The organism is Arthrobacter sp. B0316-5-4 (assembly GCF_059090325.1).
In genome coordinates, this window is sequence record NZ_JBNHFN010000005.1 from 478,983 (window position 1) to 496,027 (window position 17,045).

A 17,045-nucleotide genomic window follows, 5' to 3' on the forward strand; every position below is an offset into this window, starting at 1 on the left:
TAGACTGGGGCCATGAACGCCGAACTCATCGTGACCATCCTCTGCGGCCTGGCCATTGCGGTGGGTGTCGCCGGAACCATCATTCCCGTGCTGCCGGGCAGTATCCTCATTGGCGCGAGCCTGCTGGCCTGGGCCATCTGGGGAGGTGCCGGTCCGGTGGGCTGGGTGATCTTCGCCATCGGGATGGTGTTCGTGGTGGCGGGTATGGCGGCCAGCGCCGTGCTGACCGGACGCAAGCTCAAACAACACGGTATTCCCAACAGGTCGGTGCTGATTGGCGTGATCCTGGGCGTCGTGGGAATGTTCGTCATTCCCGTGGTGGGGCTCTTCGTGGGCTTCGCCGTCGGGCTTCTCCTCAGTGAAGTCCAGCGGACCCGCAACTTCCCCGCTGCCCTGAAATCCAGTGGTGCCGCGCTCAAGGCGACCGGGATCGGCATCCTGGTGGAGTTCGGGCTCGCCTGCGCTGCGGCGAGTACCTGGATCATCGGTGTGTGGATCGACGCCGTGAAGGGCTAGGACTCCTGAACACCGCGCCGAGACGGCAGAAGATGACAATCCCAAGGCTCGGGAGTGTCATCTTTTGCCATCTCGGCGGTGCAAAGCCCTACTTCAACACGATCGTCCGGTTCCCATTCAGGATGATCCGCCCCTCGCAGTGCCAGCGAACGGCGTTGCTGAGTGCCTTGCATTCGGTGTCCCGGCCTGCGGCTACAAGATCGTCCGGCCCGAACGTGTGGTCCACCTCCACTACCTGCTGCGCGATGATGGGTCCTTCATCCAGTTCGCCGTTGACGTAGTGTGCGGTGGCCCCCACAGTTTTCACGCCACGTGCATAGGCCTGGTGGTAGGGCTTGGCGCCCTTGAAGCTCGGCAGGAAGGAGTGGTGGATGTTGATGGCCCGGCCGTCGAGCTTCCGGGCCAGATCGTCGCTGAGAACCTGCATGTAGCGGGCCAGGACAATGAGTTCCACGTCCAACTCGTCGATGATCTCCAGGAGGCGCCCCTCGGCCGCTGGCTTGGTGGCAGCCGTGACAGGGACGTGGAAGAACGGAATTCCGTGCCATTCAGCAAGTCCCTGATGGTCGGTGTGGTTGGACACGACGCCCACGACGTCGATCGGCAGCTCCCCAATCCGGGCACGGAACAGCAGGTCGTTCAGGCAGTGCCCGAACTTCGAGACCATGATCAGCACCCGGCGCTTGTATCCCTGGCGTTCCAGCTGCCAGTTCATGCCGTACTTCTCGCCGACGGGGCAGAAAGATGAACGCAGGGTCTCCAGCGTGGACTCGTCGCCGTCGGACGCGAAATGCACCCGCATGAAGAAGTGGCCCTCTGCGCGGTCACCGAACTGCTTGTTGTCGATGATGTCGCAACCGTGGTCCAGCAGGAAGCCGGACACCGCGTGCACGATTCCGGGACCTTCGGGGCAGTCGAGGGTGAGTACGTGCTCCACGGTTGTCCCGGCAGAGGACTCAGTGGCAGTTTCAGTTTGGATGGCAGTCATGGCTAGCACTCCACTACGTTGACGGCGAGGCCCCCACGGGAGGTCTCCTTGTACTTGGATTTCATGTCTGCGCCTGTCTCGCGCATGGTTTTGATGGCTTTGTCGAGGGACACTTTGTGGCTGCCGTCGCCGTGCAGGGCCAGACGGGCGGCGTTGATCGCCTTGACGCTGGCGATGGCATTGCGTTCGATGCACGGAATCTGCACCAGGCCGCCCACAGGGTCGCAGGTGAGGCCCAGGTTGTGTTCGATGCCCACTTCGGCGGCATTTTCCACTTGCTCGGGCGTCCCGCCGAGGACTTCGCAGAGACCGGCAGCAGCCATGGAGCAGGCGGAACCCACCTCGCCCTGGCAGCCCACTTCGGCCCCGGAGATGGAGGCGTTGATTTTGAACAGGATTCCGACGGCGGCTGCTGCGAGCAGGAAGCGCACGACGCCGTCGTCGTTGGCTCCGGGAACAAACTTGGTGTAATAGTGCAGCACGGCCGGGACGATTCCGGCGGCACCATTGGTGGGCGCGGTGACGATCCTGCCGCCCGCAGCGTTCTCCTCGTTCACGGCCAGCGCGAACAAGTTGACCCATTCCATGGCCAGGAGAGGGTCTTGAGGATTGGATGCAGCTCCTGCGGCCTTGTTTGCGGCGTCCGTGGCGGCCAGTGTCTTGAACAACGACGGCGCCCGTCGCCTCACCTTCAAACCTCCCGGCAGGATTCCCTCGGCAGAGCAGCCGTTGTCCACGCATTCCTGCATGACGGCCCAGATACCGAGGAGCCGTTCACGCAGCTCTTCCTCGGAGCGCCACACGAGTTCGTTGGCCAGCATGATGTCCGAGATGGACTTGTTTTCGCGGACACAGATGGCCAGGAGTTCATCGGCGGTGCTGAAGGGGTAGGGGAGGACGGTGTCGTCGGCTACTACTTTGTCGGTACCCGAGGCATCCCCGTCCACCACGAAGCCGCCGCCAATGGAGTAGTAGCTGCGCTCCCTCAGGACTGTTCCGGTGTGGTCCAGCGCGCGGAAGGTCATGCCGTTCGGATGGGCCGGCAGGGACTTACGGCGGTGCAGGACCACGTCCTCGTCCCAGTTGAAGTCCACCCGATGGTTGCCGCCCAATCGCAGTTCGGCATCGAGTGCGGCCGCGGCCACCTGGTCGTCAGCCGTTGTGGTGTCCACGGTTTCGGGGGAGTGGCCTTGCAGCCCCAGCACCACGGCCTTGTCGGAGCCGTGGCCCCGGCCGGTGGCGCCCAGTGAGCCGAAAAGCTCAGCCTGGACGCGCACCGTGGCCGGAAGCTGGCCGGACGATTCGAGACCGTCCGTGAACTGCTTTGCCGCGCGCATGGGGCCTACCGTGTGTGAAGACGACGGCCCGATGCCAACAGAAAACAGATCAAGCGCACTCAGTGCCATTAGGGGACCTCAGGGGAGGCGTACTCCCGCATCGCGTCCAGGAGCCAGCGTCCCAGGAAGTCGGCAAACGAGGCCCGGGGAAAGATCCGGTAGGACTCGTCCGAGGTCTTCCACAGCATCACGGGGATGTGCGCAAGTTCCGTGGAGACCGCGGTGCCGGGCTTGAAGACACGGGGGTGAAGGTCCAGTGAACAGGTCTTTTCCAGCACTGCGCGGGCGTGGCTGCCAGTGAGCTCGAACGTGGTGCGGTTGGCGGACAAATCCACCACCTGGCCTGCGTCAGAGCCCAATGCGGCGGTCAGGTCCTTGACCAGCGATCCGCCCAGGGAGTCGTGGGCCTCCTCCGGTGCGACCACCAGGAACTCGGTGGGGCCGAGCCACAGGGTGTTCACGGAATCCTTGCCCGTTACCTCACCGCAAGCGGCAGGCAAGCTGCCGATGACGGAAGCAACGCGTGCACCGGCGTCGGACGTTCGGTCAACCCGGATCCCCACCATGGCCTGGTACGGAATTTCGGTGAGAGTCACCGTTCCCGGTACCGAGCCGGAGACGAAAGCCTCGGCCAGGTGCTCGGCCGGGCTGCGGCGGGCGCCCCGGACGCTGTTCACGGTTTCTGCTGGTGTTGCTGTTTCAGCCATCTTTGCGGGTCCCTTCAGCATCGAAAAGTACGGTTTCGCCAACAACCACGTCCACCAATTGGTCTCCCAGCGAAGCCACCAGGGTTTCGCCGATGCGGTTGCGGCCGTTTTGGATCAGTGCCAAGCCGAAGGAACGGCCCAGTGCGGCGCTGTGGTAACTGGAAGTTACGAAGCCTTCCATGGGGACGGGGCCGTTGGCAGGGTTGACCGGGATGCCCTTCTCCACCAGCTGCGTGCCTTCCGGCAACCTCAGCGAGTGGTCCACAGGAAGGACGCTCACCAGGTGCTTCCGGTCCTCACGGCTTGCATCCTGCCGGAGGTAGGAGCGCTTACCGATGAAGTCCTTGGCCTTGGAAACGATCCAGTCCATCCCGGCGTCCTGCGGGGTGACCGTGCCGTCGGTGTCCTGACCGACGATCGGGTAACCCTTCTCGGCGCGAAGGACGTGCATGGTTTCGGTGCCGTACGGGGTGATGTTGAACTCGGCACCTGCGGCAGCAACGGCTTCCCAAGTGTTGAGTCCGTACCAGGCCGGCACGTTGATTTCGTATGCGAGTTCGCCGGAGAAGGAGATGCGGCAGACGCGGGCCTGCACTCCGGAAGCCAACGTGGTCTCGCGGAAGGTCATGAACGGGAAGGCTTCAGCATCCAACCCGCCGTTTTCGGCCAGCTGGGGAGCGACCTTGGCGATCACTGCGCGGGACTTGGGACCCACGACCGCGATCGTGGTCCACTGCTCCGTCACCGATGTGCACACCACATCGAGTTCCGGCCACTCTGTCTGGTGCCACTCTTCGAGCCAGTCCAGCACCTTGGCAGCGCCACCGGTGGTGGTGGTCATGAAGTAGCGGTCCTCGTCCAGGCGAAGCGTCACGCCGTCGTCGAAGATCATGCCATCCAGGGTGCACATGACGCCGTAGCGGGCGGATCCAGGGGCGAGCTTCTTGAACGCGTTGGTGTAAACGCGGTTCAGGAATTCGCCTGCGTCTTTGCCACGGATTTCGATCTTGCCAAGCGTGGTGGCGTCCATGAAGCCCACCGAATCGCGGACGGCTGCGCATTCACGCAGGACGGCCGTGTCCATGTCTTCGCCGGCCTGCGGGTAGTACCAAGGGCGCTTCCACTGTCCAACATCTTCGAACAGTGCACCCTGGGCAACGTGCCACGGGTGGATGGACGTTACGCGGGCGGGGTCGAACAACTCGCCGCGCTGGCGGCCGGCCAACGCTGCGAAGGCCACGGGGGTGAACGGTGCCCGGTAGGCCGTGGTTCCGATTTCGCCGACACCGGGGATGCTCTCGGCTCCGCCGTACTTCAGCGCTGCGGCGATAACGCCGATTGCGTTGACGCCGGAGGTCTTGCCCTGGTCGTTGGCGGTGCTGATGGAGGTGTACCGCTTGACGTGTTCCACGGACCGCATGCCGGCACCGGTGGAACGAAGGACGTCGGCCACGGACTGGTCGCGCTGGAAGTCCACGAAGTGGTGGTGCCATTCGCCCGGTTCACCGGTCTGGCCGGGAACCAGCCAGAGCTGGCGGCTCGGAGCTGAAGGGACGGGCGGCTGCAGTTCGACGGGCTTGGTTGCGGACTCGAAACCAGCCGCGATGGAGGCGGCAGCGCCTGCGGAAATACCTTCTGCGAGGCAGTCCTGGAGTTCGTAGCTGCCTCGGCCTGCGCCCACAACCTGCTGATCACGGACCGGCTTGGCGGGAATGAACGCAGCGAGCCCGTCATCCCAACGCAGCTTGCCCTGGCGCTGGCTGTGGAGGTGTACCACCGGGCTCCATCCACCGGAAACGGCGAGGAGATCGGCAGCCAGCTGTTCGACGCCCGAGGTGAGTTCGCCGTCGTCGTTAATACTGCGGACGGTGACGCCGCTCAGGCGGCCGTTCTCATCCGCGGAGGTATCCGCCACGGCGCTGCCGATCAGGACCCGGATACCGGACTCGACGGCGGCAGCAGCCTTCGCGCTGATCTGCGGACGGGCATCGACGACGGCGGCAACCGCCACGCCTGCCGCCTTCAGGTCCGCAGCAAGTGCGTAGGCGGAATCGTTGGTGGTGCTGATGACCACCCGCGAACCGGTTGCGACGGCGTAACGGTTCAGGTACGTCCGCGCGGCCGAAGCGAGCATGATCCCCGGGCGGTCGTTGTTCTCGAACACCAGCGGACGCTCATGGGCGCCGGGAGCCAGGACAACCTGCTTGGCACGGATGTGCCAAATACGCTGGCGGGAGACACCCGATGCTGCCGGGACGCTCAGGTGGTCCGTGCGGTTCTGGGCGGCGATGAAGTAGTTGGAGTCGTAGGAGCCGAAGGCCGTGGTGCGGTTCAGCACAGTGCATTCAGCGGCAGAAACCAGCTCCGCCTCTACGTCCGCGACCCACTCAAGGGCGGGCTGGCCCTCGATGGTTTCGGCGAGTCCCTCAGCGGTGGAACCGGAGAGCAGCGAACCACCGAGTTCGGGCTGGTCATCGATCAGGATGACGCGAGCTCCGGTGCGGACGGCTTCGCGGGCTGCTGCCAAACCGGCAACGCCGCCACCGACAACCAGGACGTCCGTGTGGACGTACTTCTTGTCGTACTCGGCCTTGTCCTCGTTCGGGTCCAGTTTGCCCAGGCCGGAGAGGAGTTCGATGTTCATGCCATCCACCAGGGAAACTGCGGTGGCCGGAAGCATGGACTCGGCAACATGTCCGCGGAAGCGGGGAGCGATCTTGACCAAGGCGTTGGACTCTTCCACGCCGGCGGCCATGATGCCGCGTGGGCGGTCCTCGTAAAGGGAGTTGCCGGCGTTGATGTGGCCGTTGGCCAGCAGCGCCGAAGCAATGGTGTCACCCGGGTGGCCGGTGAATTCCTGGCCGTCCACGGTGAAGCGCCAGGAGATGCTGCGATCGATGCGTCCGCCGGTGGCGAGGCGTGCGTTCTTACTGGTCACTTCTAGACTCCTTCCGAGGAGGTGGGTGCTGTGGAGCCGGCGGTGGGGGCTCCGGGTGCGAGGCCCGATTGCGTATCCGGGCGGGGCTGACCCATCGCGTAGATCGAGTGGATGTCGTAGCTCACGGTGTCGCGCAACATGTTGAACCACTGCCGGCATCCGGTGCTGTGGACCCAGCGCTCGGCGAAAGTGCCCTTGGTGTTTTCGCGGTAGAAAAGGTATTCAGCCCATTCACGGTCGCTAAGGTCGTTCGGGTTCTCCGGGTAGGCAATGTGTGCTTGGCCGCCGTAGTGGAATTCGGTTTCGTCGCGTGGCCCGCAGTTGGGGCATGAAATGAGGAGCATGTCTTTCCTGTCCTGTCCTGGCTAGTGGGCTACGGCTGCGGCGCCGTGTTCGTCGATCAGGGCACCGGTCTCGAAGCGTTCCAATGCGAAGGGCTTGTTCAGCTTGTGCGGTGCGCCGGTGGCGATGGTGTGCGCAAATGTCAGGCCCGCCGCGGGGGTGCCCTTGAAACCGCCCGTTCCCCAACCACAGTTGACGAACATGTTCTCAACCGGGCTCAGCCCGACGATCGGCGAAGCGTCCAGAGTGGTGTCCACGATGCCGCCCCAGGTCCGGAGTACGTGGGCCCGGGCGAAGATCGGGAAGAGCTCCACGGCTGCTGCCATCTGCTCCTCGATCACATGGAATGAACCGCGCTGGCCGTAGCCGTTGTAGGAGTCCACGCCGGCGCCCATCACCAGTTCGCCCTTGTGGGCCTGGGAGACGTACACGTGGACGTGGTTGGACATGACCACCGTGGGGTGGACCGGCTCGTGGAGTTCTGAAACCAACGCCTGGAGCGGGTGCGACTGGATCGGCAGGCGGAAGCCGGCCATCTCGGCCAGGACCGAGCTGTGGCCGGCGGCGCACAGGCCCACCTTTTCGGTGTTGATGTCGCCGCGGGTGGTCTTGACGCCGGTGACCCGGTTGCCGTCCTTGATGAAGCCGGTGACTTCACAGTTCTGGATGATGTCCACGCCCAGCTCGTCACATTTGCGGGCGAAGGCCCAAGCAACGTGGTCGTGCTTGGCGATGCCTGCACGCGGTTGGTAGGTGGCGCCCATGACGGGGTAGCGGATGTTGTCGTTGATGTTCAGGATGGGGCAGAGTTCCTTGACCTGCTGCGGATCCAGCCATTCTGCGTCCACGCCGTTGAGCCGGTTGGCACCCACGCGGCGAACGCTTTCGCGGACATCACCCAGGGTGTGCGCGAGGTTCATGACGCCGCGCTGGCTGAACAGGAAGTCATACTCGAGCTCTTCGGGCAGGATTTCCCAGAGCTTGAGGGCGTGCTCGTAGATGGCCGCGCTCTCGTCCCAGAGGTAGTTGGAACGGATGATGGTGGTGTTGCGGGCCATGTTTCCACCGGCCAGCCAGCCCTTTTCCAGGATGGCGATGTTCGTCATCCCGTGGTTCTTCGCCAGGAAGTAGGCGGTGGCCAGGCCGTGCCCGCCGCCGCCCACAATCACGGCGTCGTACGACTTCTTCGGGTCCGGGTTGCGCCAGAGGAAGTCCGGGTGTTCGGGGAGGTGGTCTGCACTCACTTGGCTGCTCCAATCAGTTCTGCTTCACGTTCGGCGCCATTGCCGTTGTTCAGGTGTGGGTAGAGGGGGAACTTGTCCGCCAAGGCGGTGACGCGGTTGCGGAGTTCGACGGCGGTGGCATCGTCCAGGGTGACGTCGCCTTCTTGTGTACCGTCCGCTGTGGTGCTGCTGTTTGCTGCGGCGATCAACGCCGTCGCAATGATGTCCGCGACCTCAGCGAAGTCGTCAGCGCCGAAGCCGCGGGCGGCGAGTGCCGGAGTGCCTATGCGAAGGCCGGAGGAGACCATGGGCGGGCGGGGATCGAACGGGACGGCGTTGCGGTTGACCGTGATACCGATGCGGTGCAGGGTGTCCTCGGCCTGCTGGCCGTTGAGCACCGAATGACGGAGGTCAGCGAGCACCAGGTGGACGTCGGTTCCGCCGCTGACCACGGAAATTCCGGCTGCGGCCACGTCGTCCTGCAGGAGGCGCTGGGCCAAGAGCTTGGAGCCCTCAAGGACGCGGACCTGGCGTTCCTGGAACTCGGGCTCGGCGGCCATCTTGAAAGCGACGGCCTTGGCGGCGATGACGTGCTCCAGCGGGCCGCCCTGCTGACCGGGGAAAACTGCCGAGTTAACCTTCTTGGCGATGTCGGCGTCGTTGGTCAGAATCACGCCACCGCGCGGTCCGCCCAGGGTCTTGTGGGTGGTGGACGTGACGATGTGGGCGTGCGGCACTGGGCTGGGGTGCAGCCCTGCTGCCACCAGGCCGGCGAAGTGTGCCATATCCACCATGAGGTAGGCGCCTACAGAGTCGGCGATGCGGCGGAACTCGGCGAAGTCGAGGTGGCGGGAGTACGCGGACCAGCCAGCCACGATCAGCTGCGGCTTGTGCTCCTGTGCAAGGGCTTCAACCTCGGCCATGTCTACGGTGTGGGTGTCCTCGCGGACGCCGTAAGGAACAACCTTGTAGAGCTTGCCGGAGAAGTTGATCCGCATGCCGTGGGTAAGGTGGCCGCCGTGGGCAAGGTTAAGGCCCATGATGGTGTCGCCCGCGTTGATCAGTGCGTGCATGGCGGAGGCGTTGGCCTGGGCGCCGGAGTGCGGCTGGACGTTTGCGAATTCCGCGCCAAACAAGGACTTCAGGCGGTCGATGGCCAGTTGTTCAATGACGTCGACGTGTTCGCAGCCGCCATAGTAGCGCTTGCCAGGGTAGCCCTCGGCGTACTTGTTGGTCAGCACCGAGCCTTGGGCTTCCATGACGGCCGTGGGGGCAAAGTTTTCAGAGGCGATCATTTCCAGGGTGGACTGCTGGCGGATGAGTTCGCGGGCGATCGCCTGATCGACCTCCGGGTCCGCTTGTGCGAGCGGCCGGATCAGCGGTTCAACCATGGTGTTCTCCTTCGACGAGTGTCTAGTGGCCGTCTGTTCGGCAACTGATATATTAGAACTGTTGCCATAGTATGTTGGAGATCACATAGTCGTCAACAGGTCTTGGGTAACTCATCCAACAGACAAGGATTGCGACAGCGGGAGAGAGCAATGAGCGCAGCTTTGGAAGCACTGGAATCAGCTCCGCAGGGCACGTCCCTCGCCGAGAACGCCTACCTGCTGCTGCGCGACAGGCTCATCATGCTCGACATCAAGCCCGGCGATCCCATCAACGACGGACAAATCGCCACTGAACTCGGCATCGGGCGCACGCCCGTGCGCGAAGCCATCAAGCGCCTCGAAAGCGATCACCTGGTGGTTTCTTATCCCCGACGCGGAACGTTCGCCACCGGCGTGGACATCACCCAGCTGGCTGAAGTATCCGAAATCCGTGAGCTGCTGGAGCCGTTGGCCTCCCGGAAAGCCGCGCGCATGGCCAGCCCTGCGATGCGGATGGAACTACGCTCCGTTGCCACCGCTATCCGGGAGCTTGAAGGGCAAGACAACACCTCGCAGGAACTCATGCGCTACGACATCCAGGTGCACCGGCTCATTTACAAGGCTTCAGCCAACGCGCACCTCGAGGACGTCCTCATTCGCTATGACAACCTCGCCACCCGCATCTGGTGCCACATGCTCGAGAAAATGCCGTCCGTCTCAGGGCACATCTCCGAGCATGCCGACTTGCTCACCGCCATTGCCGACGGCGACGAAGATCGCGCCGCCGACCTCGCCCTGCACCACGTAGTCAGCTTCGAAGAGACCATCCGCAAGGTCCTCTGACCCTCCCTCACGTCCCGCCGGCTTGAGCCGATCGCTCTCTCACCTCCCGCCTGTTTGAGCCGATCGCTCTCTCAGGTCAAGTGTCGGCGGGGGCCGAGGGGGCGGGGCTATCCTCTGCGCGCTCGGTCGTTCCTCCCTTAGACGCGCGCTGCCGGATACCCCCGCCCCTCCTGACGCTCTCTCACATCCCGCCTGTTTGAGTCGATCGCTCTCTCACATCCCGCCTGTTTGAGCCGATCGCTCTCTCATATCCCGCGCGTCCACGCGGGCTGCCGCAGACGTTGTCATGCGGTGGGGCTTGGAGTGGGATCGAGCGATTAGCGCAACCTAAAACCGATCAGTGCAACTCTTGCAACAATCCCAGTAGCTCTTCAAAACTGGCTCTATTCACAAAATGAGCTGCTTTACCTTCTTGACCGTGATCGACCACACACATAATCTGGTGCAACAGCGTTGCGTTCAATGCAACCCCAATGATTTTGGTGGACACATGAGCAATGAATCCTCATTGGCAGCCGAGCAGGAAACTCAAGCCTCCGGTTCCAGCCCCACAGCAAACCATTCAGTTAGCAAGGACACTTGACGCCGAGTGGTCACTGCCAGCTTCATCGGCAACTTCGTCGAGTGGTTCGATTACGCCGTCTACGGCTACTTGGCCGGCGTCATCTCGACGGTCTTCTTTCCGGAATCGGATCGTCAGACAGCGCTGCTCGCGACCTTCGGCGTCTTTGCCATCAGTTTCTTCGTTCGGCCCCTGGGCGGTTTCATCTGGGGCCACATCGGAGACAAGCTGGGCCGCAAGCAGGCTCTGAGCCTTTCGATCGTGCTGATGTCAGTTGCTACTTTCTGCATCGCACTGATTCCCGGGTACGCCACCATCGGTGTGATGGCGCCGATCCTGCTCCTCCTCGTCCGGGTGGTCCAAGGGTTCTCCGCCGCCGGTGAATATGCCGGCGCTTCCGCCTTCCTGGTGGAGTACGCACCGGCCAATCGCCGCGGACTGTATGCCGCCGTCGTGCCTGCAAGTACCGCAGCGGGACTGCTGCTGGGGTCCCTGCTGGCCGCGATCCTCAGCTCTTTGCTCAGCGCGGAGCAACTGGGCGAGTGGGGCTGGCGGTTGCCCTTCCTTTTGGCTGCGCCCATGGGCCTGATCGGCCGTTACATCCGGACCAAGCTGGAGGACACTCCGGCCTTCCGGGAGCTGGCCGAGAAGGACGACGGCGTCAAAGCACCGGCGCTGGCCATGTTCAAGACGTATAGGAAGCAGCTCGTCATCGCCACAGGCGCAGTGTTGCTGAACGCCGTCGGGTTCTACGTGATCCTCAGCTACATGCCCACGTACCTTTCGGAAGAATTGGGCTTTGGCGCCACGGAATCGTTCCTGGCCACCACCATTGCCCTGGCCAGCTACATCGGCTTCATCTTCCTGACTGGGATTGCGTCGGACAAGTTCGGCAGGAAGCGGATGCTCCTCACGGCGTCGGTGCTGTTCATTCTTCTGACAGTTCCCGCGTTCATGCTCCTGGACACCCGCAACTTCCTGGTGATCGTGTTGGTTCAGATCCTGTTGGGTGGAATGCTCACGCTCAATGACGGCACGCTCCCGAGCTTCCTCGCCGAACTTTTCCCCACCAAAGTCCGCTACACGGGCTTTGCGGTCAGCTTCAACCTCTCCAACGCCCTGTTCGGGGGAACTGCTCCCTTCATGGCTACCCTCCTGATCGGCGCCACCCACAGCAAGCTGGCCCCCGGCTGGTACCTCGTGGCCGCCTCCATTGTTTCCCTCATCGCAGTCCTGTTCGCAGCCGAGACTTCCAAGAAGCCTCTGCAGCAGGACTAGAACAACCCACCCATTGAAAGGAACCACCATGACCCTCACCCAGAACGAGTCCGTCAACGATGTCGCCAAGCTCGAGCGCACCAAGGTCCTGAACAACGGCGAAAAAGTTTCGCTGACCTTCTCCGACGCCGAGTTCGAACGTCGCCTCGCCGGCCTCCGGGGAATCATGGCCGAGAAGGACCTCGACGCCGTCATCCTCACCAGCTACCACTCCATCAAGTACTACTCCGATTTCCTCTTCACCTACTTCGGGCGTTCATACGGCATGGTGGTCACCAAGGATGACACCGTCACCATCACGGCAAACATCGACGCCGGTATGCCATGGCGCCGCAGCTACGGCGACAACCTCGTGTACACGGACTGGCGCCGTGACAACTACATCCACGCCATCCACGAGGTCCTGCGGACCCGCGGCATCAACCCGCGCCGCATCGGCGTCGAAGATGACTCGTTGCCGCTGGACAACCGCAACAAAATCCAAGCGGCTTTCTCGGGCGCAACGCTGGTGGACATCGCCCAGGCGGCCATGCGTCAGCGCATGATCAAGTCCGCCGAAGAAATTGCGGTCATCAAGCACGGAGCCCGGATCGGCGATCTCGGTGGCGAAGCCATCCGCAACGCCATCACCGCCGGCATCACCGAGTACGAGGTTGCCCTGATCGGCACCGAAGCCATGGTCCACGAGATCGCCCGCACCTTCCCGGACTCCGAAATCCGGGATACGTGGGTATGGTTCCAGTCAGGCATCAACACCGACGGCGCCCACAACTGGGCAACGACCCGCAAGCTCCAGGAACACGACATCCTGTCCTTGAACTGCTTCCCCATGACCAGCGGCTACTACACCGCACTGGAACGTACCCTGTTCTACGGCGAACCGGATGCCCGCTCACTGGAGCTGTGGAACATCAACGTAGAGGTCCACAAGCGTGGTTTGGAACTCATCAAGCCGGGCGCAGTGTGCAAGGACATTGCCGCCGAGCTTAACGAGATCTACATCAGCCATGGACTCCTGGCCAACCGGACGTTTGGCTACGGCCACTCGTTCGGTGTGCTCAGCCACTACTACGGACGGGAAGCCGGTCTTGAACTCCGCGAGGACATCGACACTGTGCTGGAACCGGGCATGGTGGTTTCCATGGAGCCGATGATCACGGTGCTGGACGGACAGCCGGGCGCGGGTGGCTACCGCGAGCACGACATCCTGGTGGTGGGTGAGGGCGGCGCGGAGAACATCACCAAGTTCCCGTTCGGCCCCGAACACAACATCATCGGAGCCTAGCTTGATGTGGCCGGTGGACACAGCGTGGTGTCCACCGGCCATTCGCCCCTTCTCCAGCGAAATATAGTGAACCCATGACTCCCACGGAATCCAACGACGCTCCTGAAAACAGCAACAGCAATGGTGACAGTAAAAGCACCTCGGTCATTGTCAACGCCATCGCCGTGCTGCGGAGCTTTACCGCCGACGAACCGCTCCTGGGTGTCACCGAAATCGCGGGCCGCGTGGGCCTGCACAAGAGCACCGTCTCCCGCATCCTTGCGACGCTGGAACAGGAGAACCTGGTAGAGCGCGACGTCGATTCGCGCAGGTTCCGCTTGGGGCTGGGGATGATCGCGATGGCGGGCCCGCTCCTGGCGGAACTCGAAGAGCGCCGCGTCGCCTACCCCGTACTGCGCGAACTCACGGAACGCACAGGTGAGACCAGTGCGCTTATGGTGTGGAACGGCGTCGAGTCCATGTGCGTGGAGCAGATCCCCAGCCGGCACCAGGTCAAGCACCTCGCCCCGCTGGGAGCGCGCTATAGCGAGGCGCTGAGCTCGTCCGTCCAGGTGTTCCTGGCGGCGGAGAATAAGGACAGGGTACGTCACCTGTTGAAGAGCGGGTCAATTACGCTCCCTGGATTGGATGATGCCTCGATGGAGGCCTACCTTGGCCGGTTGGATGAGTCGGCGCAGCGTGGGTGGTCAGTGAATTTTGGGGAGACATCCATTGAGGAAGTAGGCGTGGCTTCCCCGGTCTACGATCACCGCGGCGACATTGTGGCCTCTGTGCTGATCCCTGCGCCAAAGTTCCGGGTCTCGCAAGACGTCCTGACCAGCTTGGGGGAGGCGTGCGCCGAGGCGGCGGCCAAGGTCACCACCCGCCTGGGAGGGCGCGGCCCGGGCTGAGCGACAAGGCCGTCTTCGACGTATCAGTATCAGCGTTGCCTCCTGAAGGATGAATGTGTTGGCTTCGAGGTGGAGATCGCGCACGGCATGGGGTTTTCGCCCGATTCCGGTGTGAGCCGCGGATAGTCTGGCTGGCATGGAACGAACACTGAGAGTTGTCCGGCGTTGGGGTGCCCCTGGGGTGGCCGCGATCTTCTTCGTGTTGTGGTGCGTGGGGGAAGCTGGCCGGATGGGGCCGTGGCCTGGGCTCTACTGGCCAGGCGCCGTCCCACTTCTGGTGATGACTGCAGTGCTGGGACTCGCTACGTGGAAGCCATACGTCTCCTTGGGCCTAACGGGCGCTCTGCTGCTGGGGCAACTTTTGCACATCATCCCCGCCATGTTGGCAAACCACTGGGCCATTTACCTGGGGTCTTTCATTGCCCTGGGATTCATCATGTGGACGGGCAATAAGAAGCAAAGGATTTGGGCGGCCGCCTCCAACGTGGTCTTTGCGATGGTGATGACGTTCATGATGATCTCTTGGCGCTACGGCGACGGAGTTGGTTGGTTCATGCCGCTCTATTACGGAGACGCATTCGCGTTGCGGAATTACGGTTGGCAATTGCTGAGCACCTTAATGCTCGCAGCGGCGGCTTTCGGGACATTGGGAATTCTGGCGGCTCTCTACGAGGACCGGAAGTTGCTATCCAATGCCCGTGCCGTAGCCCAGGCGAGCCTGAAAGAGACAGAAGTTGAGCTCATCGTGGAGCAAGAACGAACCCGGATTGCCCGCGACCTGCATGACGTGCTGGCTCACTCACTGGCCGTCATTGCGGCTCAAGCCGACGGCACGAGGTATCTGAGCGGTGGTCAGCCGAAGCCTGTCCTTGATGCCTTGGAAAACATCGCTGTATCTGCCAGGCACGCGTTGGTTGAAGCGCAACGAGTCATCGAAGGTGTCCGGGAGGACGGCATGGTGACGCCGCAACCCCGGATCAGCGACATCGGACCCCTGGTAGAACGGATGCGTCGCGGCAACCTCACGATTGAGCAGAGCGAAAGCGGCGTACCCGTCGAATTAGGGGCTGGTCAGCAGCTTGCAGTTTTCAGGATCATCCAGGAATGCCTCACCAACGCACTGAAGCACGGGGGCCGTGGGACCGACGTGCGGGTGCATTTCGATTGGAGCGGCCCGGGTTTGACACTTCATTCTTCCTCCGGGCTGCCGGCGTCCGTGCCGTTGGGGGAAACGGACGCCGGGCATGCCACCAGTCGGGCCGGACGTGGCATCCCTGGAATGCGCGAGCGCGCCCACCTTGCCGGGGGTTGGCTGACGGCGGGACCTGACGGCCAACAGTTTCGGGTGACTGCATTTCTTCCTTATGGGACATCCACAGGGTCCCTGCAGGTTCCTGCCAAACCTTCCAGTGGGCTGACGGATCTGGGAGAACGGACCTCGGAAGTCGTCGATCATGCCTGAGGCTTCGGCGCCGCTTTCCGTCGCATTGGTAGACGACCAGCCCCTGTTCCGTGCTGGCATCCGAATGCTCGTTGAAAGTCAGCCGGACATGCTGTTGGCGTGGGAGGCTGAAGACGGCAGCCAGGCGATTGCCCTGGCGGCAGAGCAGCCCCCGGAGGTCCTGCTGATGGACCTTCGTATGCCTGTCATGGATGGTGTGACTGCCACCCGCCGCATCCGGGATGCCGCTGCGCGGGAGGGGCTGGAGAAGCCGAAAATCATTGCCTTGACCACGTTCAACCGCGACCAAGCTGTGGTGGAGGCAGTACAGGCAGGTGCAAGCGGGTACCTGCTCAAAAGTGCGGAGCCCGAATTCCTGTTGGCGGCCATCAGGACTGTTCACTCCGGCTATTCGGTGATCGCGCCTGGATCGGTACATGATCTCTTTCAGCACGCGGCGCGGACGATCCCGTCCGCCGGCCCGGACCTTTCGGTTCTGGAGCCATTGTCTGCACGGGAGCGGGACGTTTTCCTGCTTGCTGCGAAAGGGTTGAGCAACGGTGCCATGGCGGAAAGCCTGTTCGTGTCCGAAGCTACCGTGAAAACGCACCTGCGCAGTGTCCTGACGAAACTGGATGTCGGAACGCGTCTTCAGTTGGTGTCGTTTGCCTATGAGCACCGGCTTCTCGGCTAGCACAACGGTGCGGCGGCCGTCCCCCTAAGGGGAGCAGCCGCCGTCGTTGTTTAATATGGGGCGCGGAAGACTTACATGTTCCTTCGCGCAGAGGGTGCCTCGTCCATGGCATCCCGGCCGAGCCAAACGCCCAAACCGATCATGGCAACGCCAAGGATCAGGTGCAGCCAGTTGTCAGCAGTGTTGAACGGGACGAAGTTGGCGCCTGTTTCCTGGTTGATGACCAGGCCGTAGATCCAAAGAACGATGTAAACGGCGCCGCCGCCGAGGAGGAACAGACGGGCCATGCGTGCGTTCCTTGCCATGGCCAAGCCGGCCGCGCCAAACAGCAGATGGACGATGTTGTGGAGTATGGACACTTGGAAGACTCCAAGCAGCATGGCGCCGGAATCATGTCCCGCAAAGGTCATGGCGCCGTAATTGGTGGTGATTCCCGGGATGAAGCCCAGGACACCAACCAGCAGAAATACAACGCCAACGCCCATGGCGGTGTTGCGAAGTGTCAACCCCATCATGTGGTGGTGTTCGGCGGGGTGCGAAGCGGTGGTCATCAGTCCTCCCTTTCACGCGGTTATCCGGCTCTTCTCATGGAGAGCCGACCTGCGGCAAGGGGTGTGGCAAAACCTTGCCG

15 protein-coding genes and 1 pseudogene are annotated in these 17,045 nt (G+C 62.8%); 7 read left to right on the forward strand and 9 right to left on the reverse strand.

Annotated features, from left to right (window positions below; translation table 11 throughout):
• Nucleotides 1-12 precede the first annotated feature (12 nt).
• Complete coding sequence (locus AC5RU9_RS17875) at nucleotides 13-516, forward strand: DUF456 domain-containing protein (protein WP_494017475.1); 504 nt, start codon at nucleotides 13-15, stop codon at nucleotides 514-516.
• A gap of 88 nt (nucleotides 517-604) precedes the next feature.
• Here the strand turns inward: AC5RU9_RS17875 and purU are convergent, their stop codons facing one another.
• The 7 genes from purU to glyA are packed head-to-tail and all read right to left on the reverse strand — an operon-like array spanning nucleotide 605 to nucleotide 9,442.
• The gene (gene purU / locus AC5RU9_RS17880) at nucleotides 605-1,504 is read right to left on the reverse strand and encodes a formyltetrahydrofolate deformylase (protein ID WP_494017476.1); all 900 of its coding nucleotides are present in this window, start codon (nucleotides 1,502-1,504) and stop codon (nucleotides 605-607) included.
• A gap of 2 nt (nucleotides 1,505-1,506) precedes the next feature.
• Nucleotides 1,507-2,910, reverse strand: a complete 1,404-nt coding sequence (locus AC5RU9_RS17885) for an L-serine ammonia-lyase (protein WP_494017477.1) — start codon at nucleotides 2,908-2,910, stop codon at nucleotides 1,507-1,509.
• Nucleotides 2,910-3,548: a sarcosine oxidase subunit gamma gene (locus AC5RU9_RS17890; protein ID WP_494017478.1), complete on the reverse strand. Its 639-nt coding sequence runs from the start codon at nucleotides 3,546-3,548 to the stop codon at nucleotides 2,910-2,912. The genes AC5RU9_RS17885 and AC5RU9_RS17890 overlap by 1 nt, the downstream gene beginning before the upstream one ends.
• Entirely contained in the window at nucleotides 3,541-6,486 is a 2,946-nt protein-coding gene (locus AC5RU9_RS17895; RefSeq protein WP_494017479.1) for a sarcosine oxidase subunit alpha family protein, read from the reverse strand. The genes AC5RU9_RS17890 and AC5RU9_RS17895 overlap by 8 nt, the downstream gene beginning before the upstream one ends.
• Nucleotides 6,487-6,488: 2 nt before the next feature.
• A complete protein-coding gene (locus AC5RU9_RS17900; RefSeq protein WP_494017480.1) occupies nucleotides 6,489-6,830 on the reverse strand; it encodes a sarcosine oxidase subunit delta in 342 nt (113 codons plus the stop codon).
• A 21-nt stretch (nucleotides 6,831-6,851) separates the two neighbouring features.
• Nucleotides 6,852-8,072 (reverse strand): sarcosine oxidase subunit beta family protein, encoded by a 1,221-nt coding sequence (locus tag AC5RU9_RS17905; protein WP_211710695.1) that lies wholly within the window; start codon nucleotides 8,070-8,072, stop codon nucleotides 6,852-6,854.
• On the reverse strand, nucleotides 8,069-9,442 hold the full coding sequence (gene glyA, locus AC5RU9_RS17910; protein WP_494017481.1) for a serine hydroxymethyltransferase: 1,374 nt from the start codon (nucleotides 9,440-9,442) through the stop codon (nucleotides 8,069-8,071). Before glyA ends, AC5RU9_RS17905 begins: the two co-directional genes overlap by 4 nt.
• 150 nt (nucleotides 9,443-9,592) lie before the next feature.
• Between glyA and AC5RU9_RS17915 the strand changes: the two genes are divergently transcribed.
• Complete coding sequence (locus AC5RU9_RS17915; protein WP_211710693.1) at nucleotides 9,593-10,264, forward strand: GntR family transcriptional regulator; 672 nt, start codon at nucleotides 9,593-9,595, stop codon at nucleotides 10,262-10,264.
• 337 nt (nucleotides 10,265-10,601) lie between these two features.
• Here the strand turns inward: AC5RU9_RS17915 and AC5RU9_RS17920 are convergent, their stop codons facing one another.
• Nucleotides 10,602-10,754 (reverse strand): hypothetical protein, encoded by a 153-nt coding sequence (locus tag AC5RU9_RS17920; RefSeq protein WP_494017482.1) that lies wholly within the window; start codon nucleotides 10,752-10,754, stop codon nucleotides 10,602-10,604.
• Here AC5RU9_RS17920 and AC5RU9_RS17925 point away from each other — a divergent pair.
• The 5 genes and pseudogenes from AC5RU9_RS17925 (at nucleotide 10,755) to AC5RU9_RS17945 (ending at nucleotide 16,414) form a co-directional block, all read left to right on the forward strand.
• Nucleotides 10,755-12,104, forward strand: a pseudogene (locus tag AC5RU9_RS17925) (MFS transporter). It begins immediately after the preceding gene.
• 28 nt (nucleotides 12,105-12,132) lie between these two features.
• Nucleotides 12,133-13,389 carry an aminopeptidase P family protein gene (locus AC5RU9_RS17930; protein ID WP_494017483.1) on the forward strand — a complete coding sequence of 419 codons (1,257 nt, stop codon included), beginning with the start codon at nucleotides 12,133-12,135 and terminating at the stop codon, nucleotides 13,387-13,389.
• Nucleotides 13,390-13,463: 74 nt separating this feature from the next.
• On the forward strand, nucleotides 13,464-14,279 hold the full coding sequence (locus AC5RU9_RS17935) for an IclR family transcriptional regulator (RefSeq protein ID WP_494017484.1): 816 nt from the start codon (nucleotides 13,464-13,466) through the stop codon (nucleotides 14,277-14,279).
• 136 nt (nucleotides 14,280-14,415) lie between these two features.
• Nucleotides 14,416-15,741 (forward strand): sensor histidine kinase, encoded by a 1,326-nt coding sequence (locus tag AC5RU9_RS17940; protein ID WP_494017485.1) that lies wholly within the window; start codon nucleotides 14,416-14,418, stop codon nucleotides 15,739-15,741.
• Nucleotides 15,734-16,414, forward strand: coding sequence for a response regulator (locus AC5RU9_RS17945; RefSeq protein ID WP_494017486.1), 681 nt, complete (start codon nucleotides 15,734-15,736; stop codon nucleotides 16,412-16,414). Before AC5RU9_RS17940 ends, AC5RU9_RS17945 begins: the two co-directional genes overlap by 8 nt.
• 71 nt (nucleotides 16,415-16,485) lie before the next feature.
• Here AC5RU9_RS17945 and AC5RU9_RS17950 read toward each other — a convergent pair whose 3' ends face one another.
• A complete protein-coding gene (locus AC5RU9_RS17950) occupies nucleotides 16,486-16,965 on the reverse strand; it encodes a DUF4383 domain-containing protein (RefSeq protein ID WP_211710689.1) in 480 nt (159 codons plus the stop codon).
• Between the last annotated feature and the right edge of the window lie 80 nt (nucleotides 16,966-17,045).

Coding starts and splice junctions, on each gene's coding strand:
- AC5RU9_RS17885 (WP_494017477.1), bottom strand. CDS start 2,910: ATGGCACTGAGTGCGCTTGATCTGTTTTCTGTTGGCATCGGGCCGTCG.
- purU (WP_494017476.1), bottom strand. CDS start 1,504: ATGACTGCCATCCAAACTGAAACTGCCACTGAGTCCTCTGCCGGGACA.
- glyA (WP_494017481.1), bottom strand. CDS start 9,442: ATGGTTGAACCGCTGATCCGGCCGCTCGCACAAGCGGACCCGGAGGTC.
- AC5RU9_RS17900 (WP_494017480.1), bottom strand. CDS start 6,830: ATGCTCCTCATTTCATGCCCCAACTGCGGGCCACGCGACGAAACCGAA.
- AC5RU9_RS17945 (WP_494017486.1), top strand. CDS start 15,734: ATGCCTGAGGCTTCGGCGCCGCTTTCCGTCGCATTGGTAGACGACCAG.
- AC5RU9_RS17890 (WP_494017478.1), bottom strand. CDS start 3,548: ATGGCTGAAACAGCAACACCAGCAGAAACCGTGAACAGCGTCCGGGGC.
- AC5RU9_RS17875 (WP_494017475.1), top strand. CDS start 13: ATGAACGCCGAACTCATCGTGACCATCCTCTGCGGCCTGGCCATTGCG.
- AC5RU9_RS17935 (WP_494017484.1), top strand. CDS start 13,464: ATGACTCCCACGGAATCCAACGACGCTCCTGAAAACAGCAACAGCAAT.
- AC5RU9_RS17950 (WP_211710689.1), bottom strand. CDS start 16,965: ATGACCACCGCTTCGCACCCCGCCGAACACCACCACATGATGGGGTTG.
- AC5RU9_RS17930 (WP_494017483.1), top strand. CDS start 12,133: ATGACCCTCACCCAGAACGAGTCCGTCAACGATGTCGCCAAGCTCGAG.
- AC5RU9_RS17915 (WP_211710693.1), top strand. CDS start 9,593: ATGAGCGCAGCTTTGGAAGCACTGGAATCAGCTCCGCAGGGCACGTCC.
- AC5RU9_RS17940 (WP_494017485.1), top strand. CDS start 14,416: ATGGAACGAACACTGAGAGTTGTCCGGCGTTGGGGTGCCCCTGGGGTG.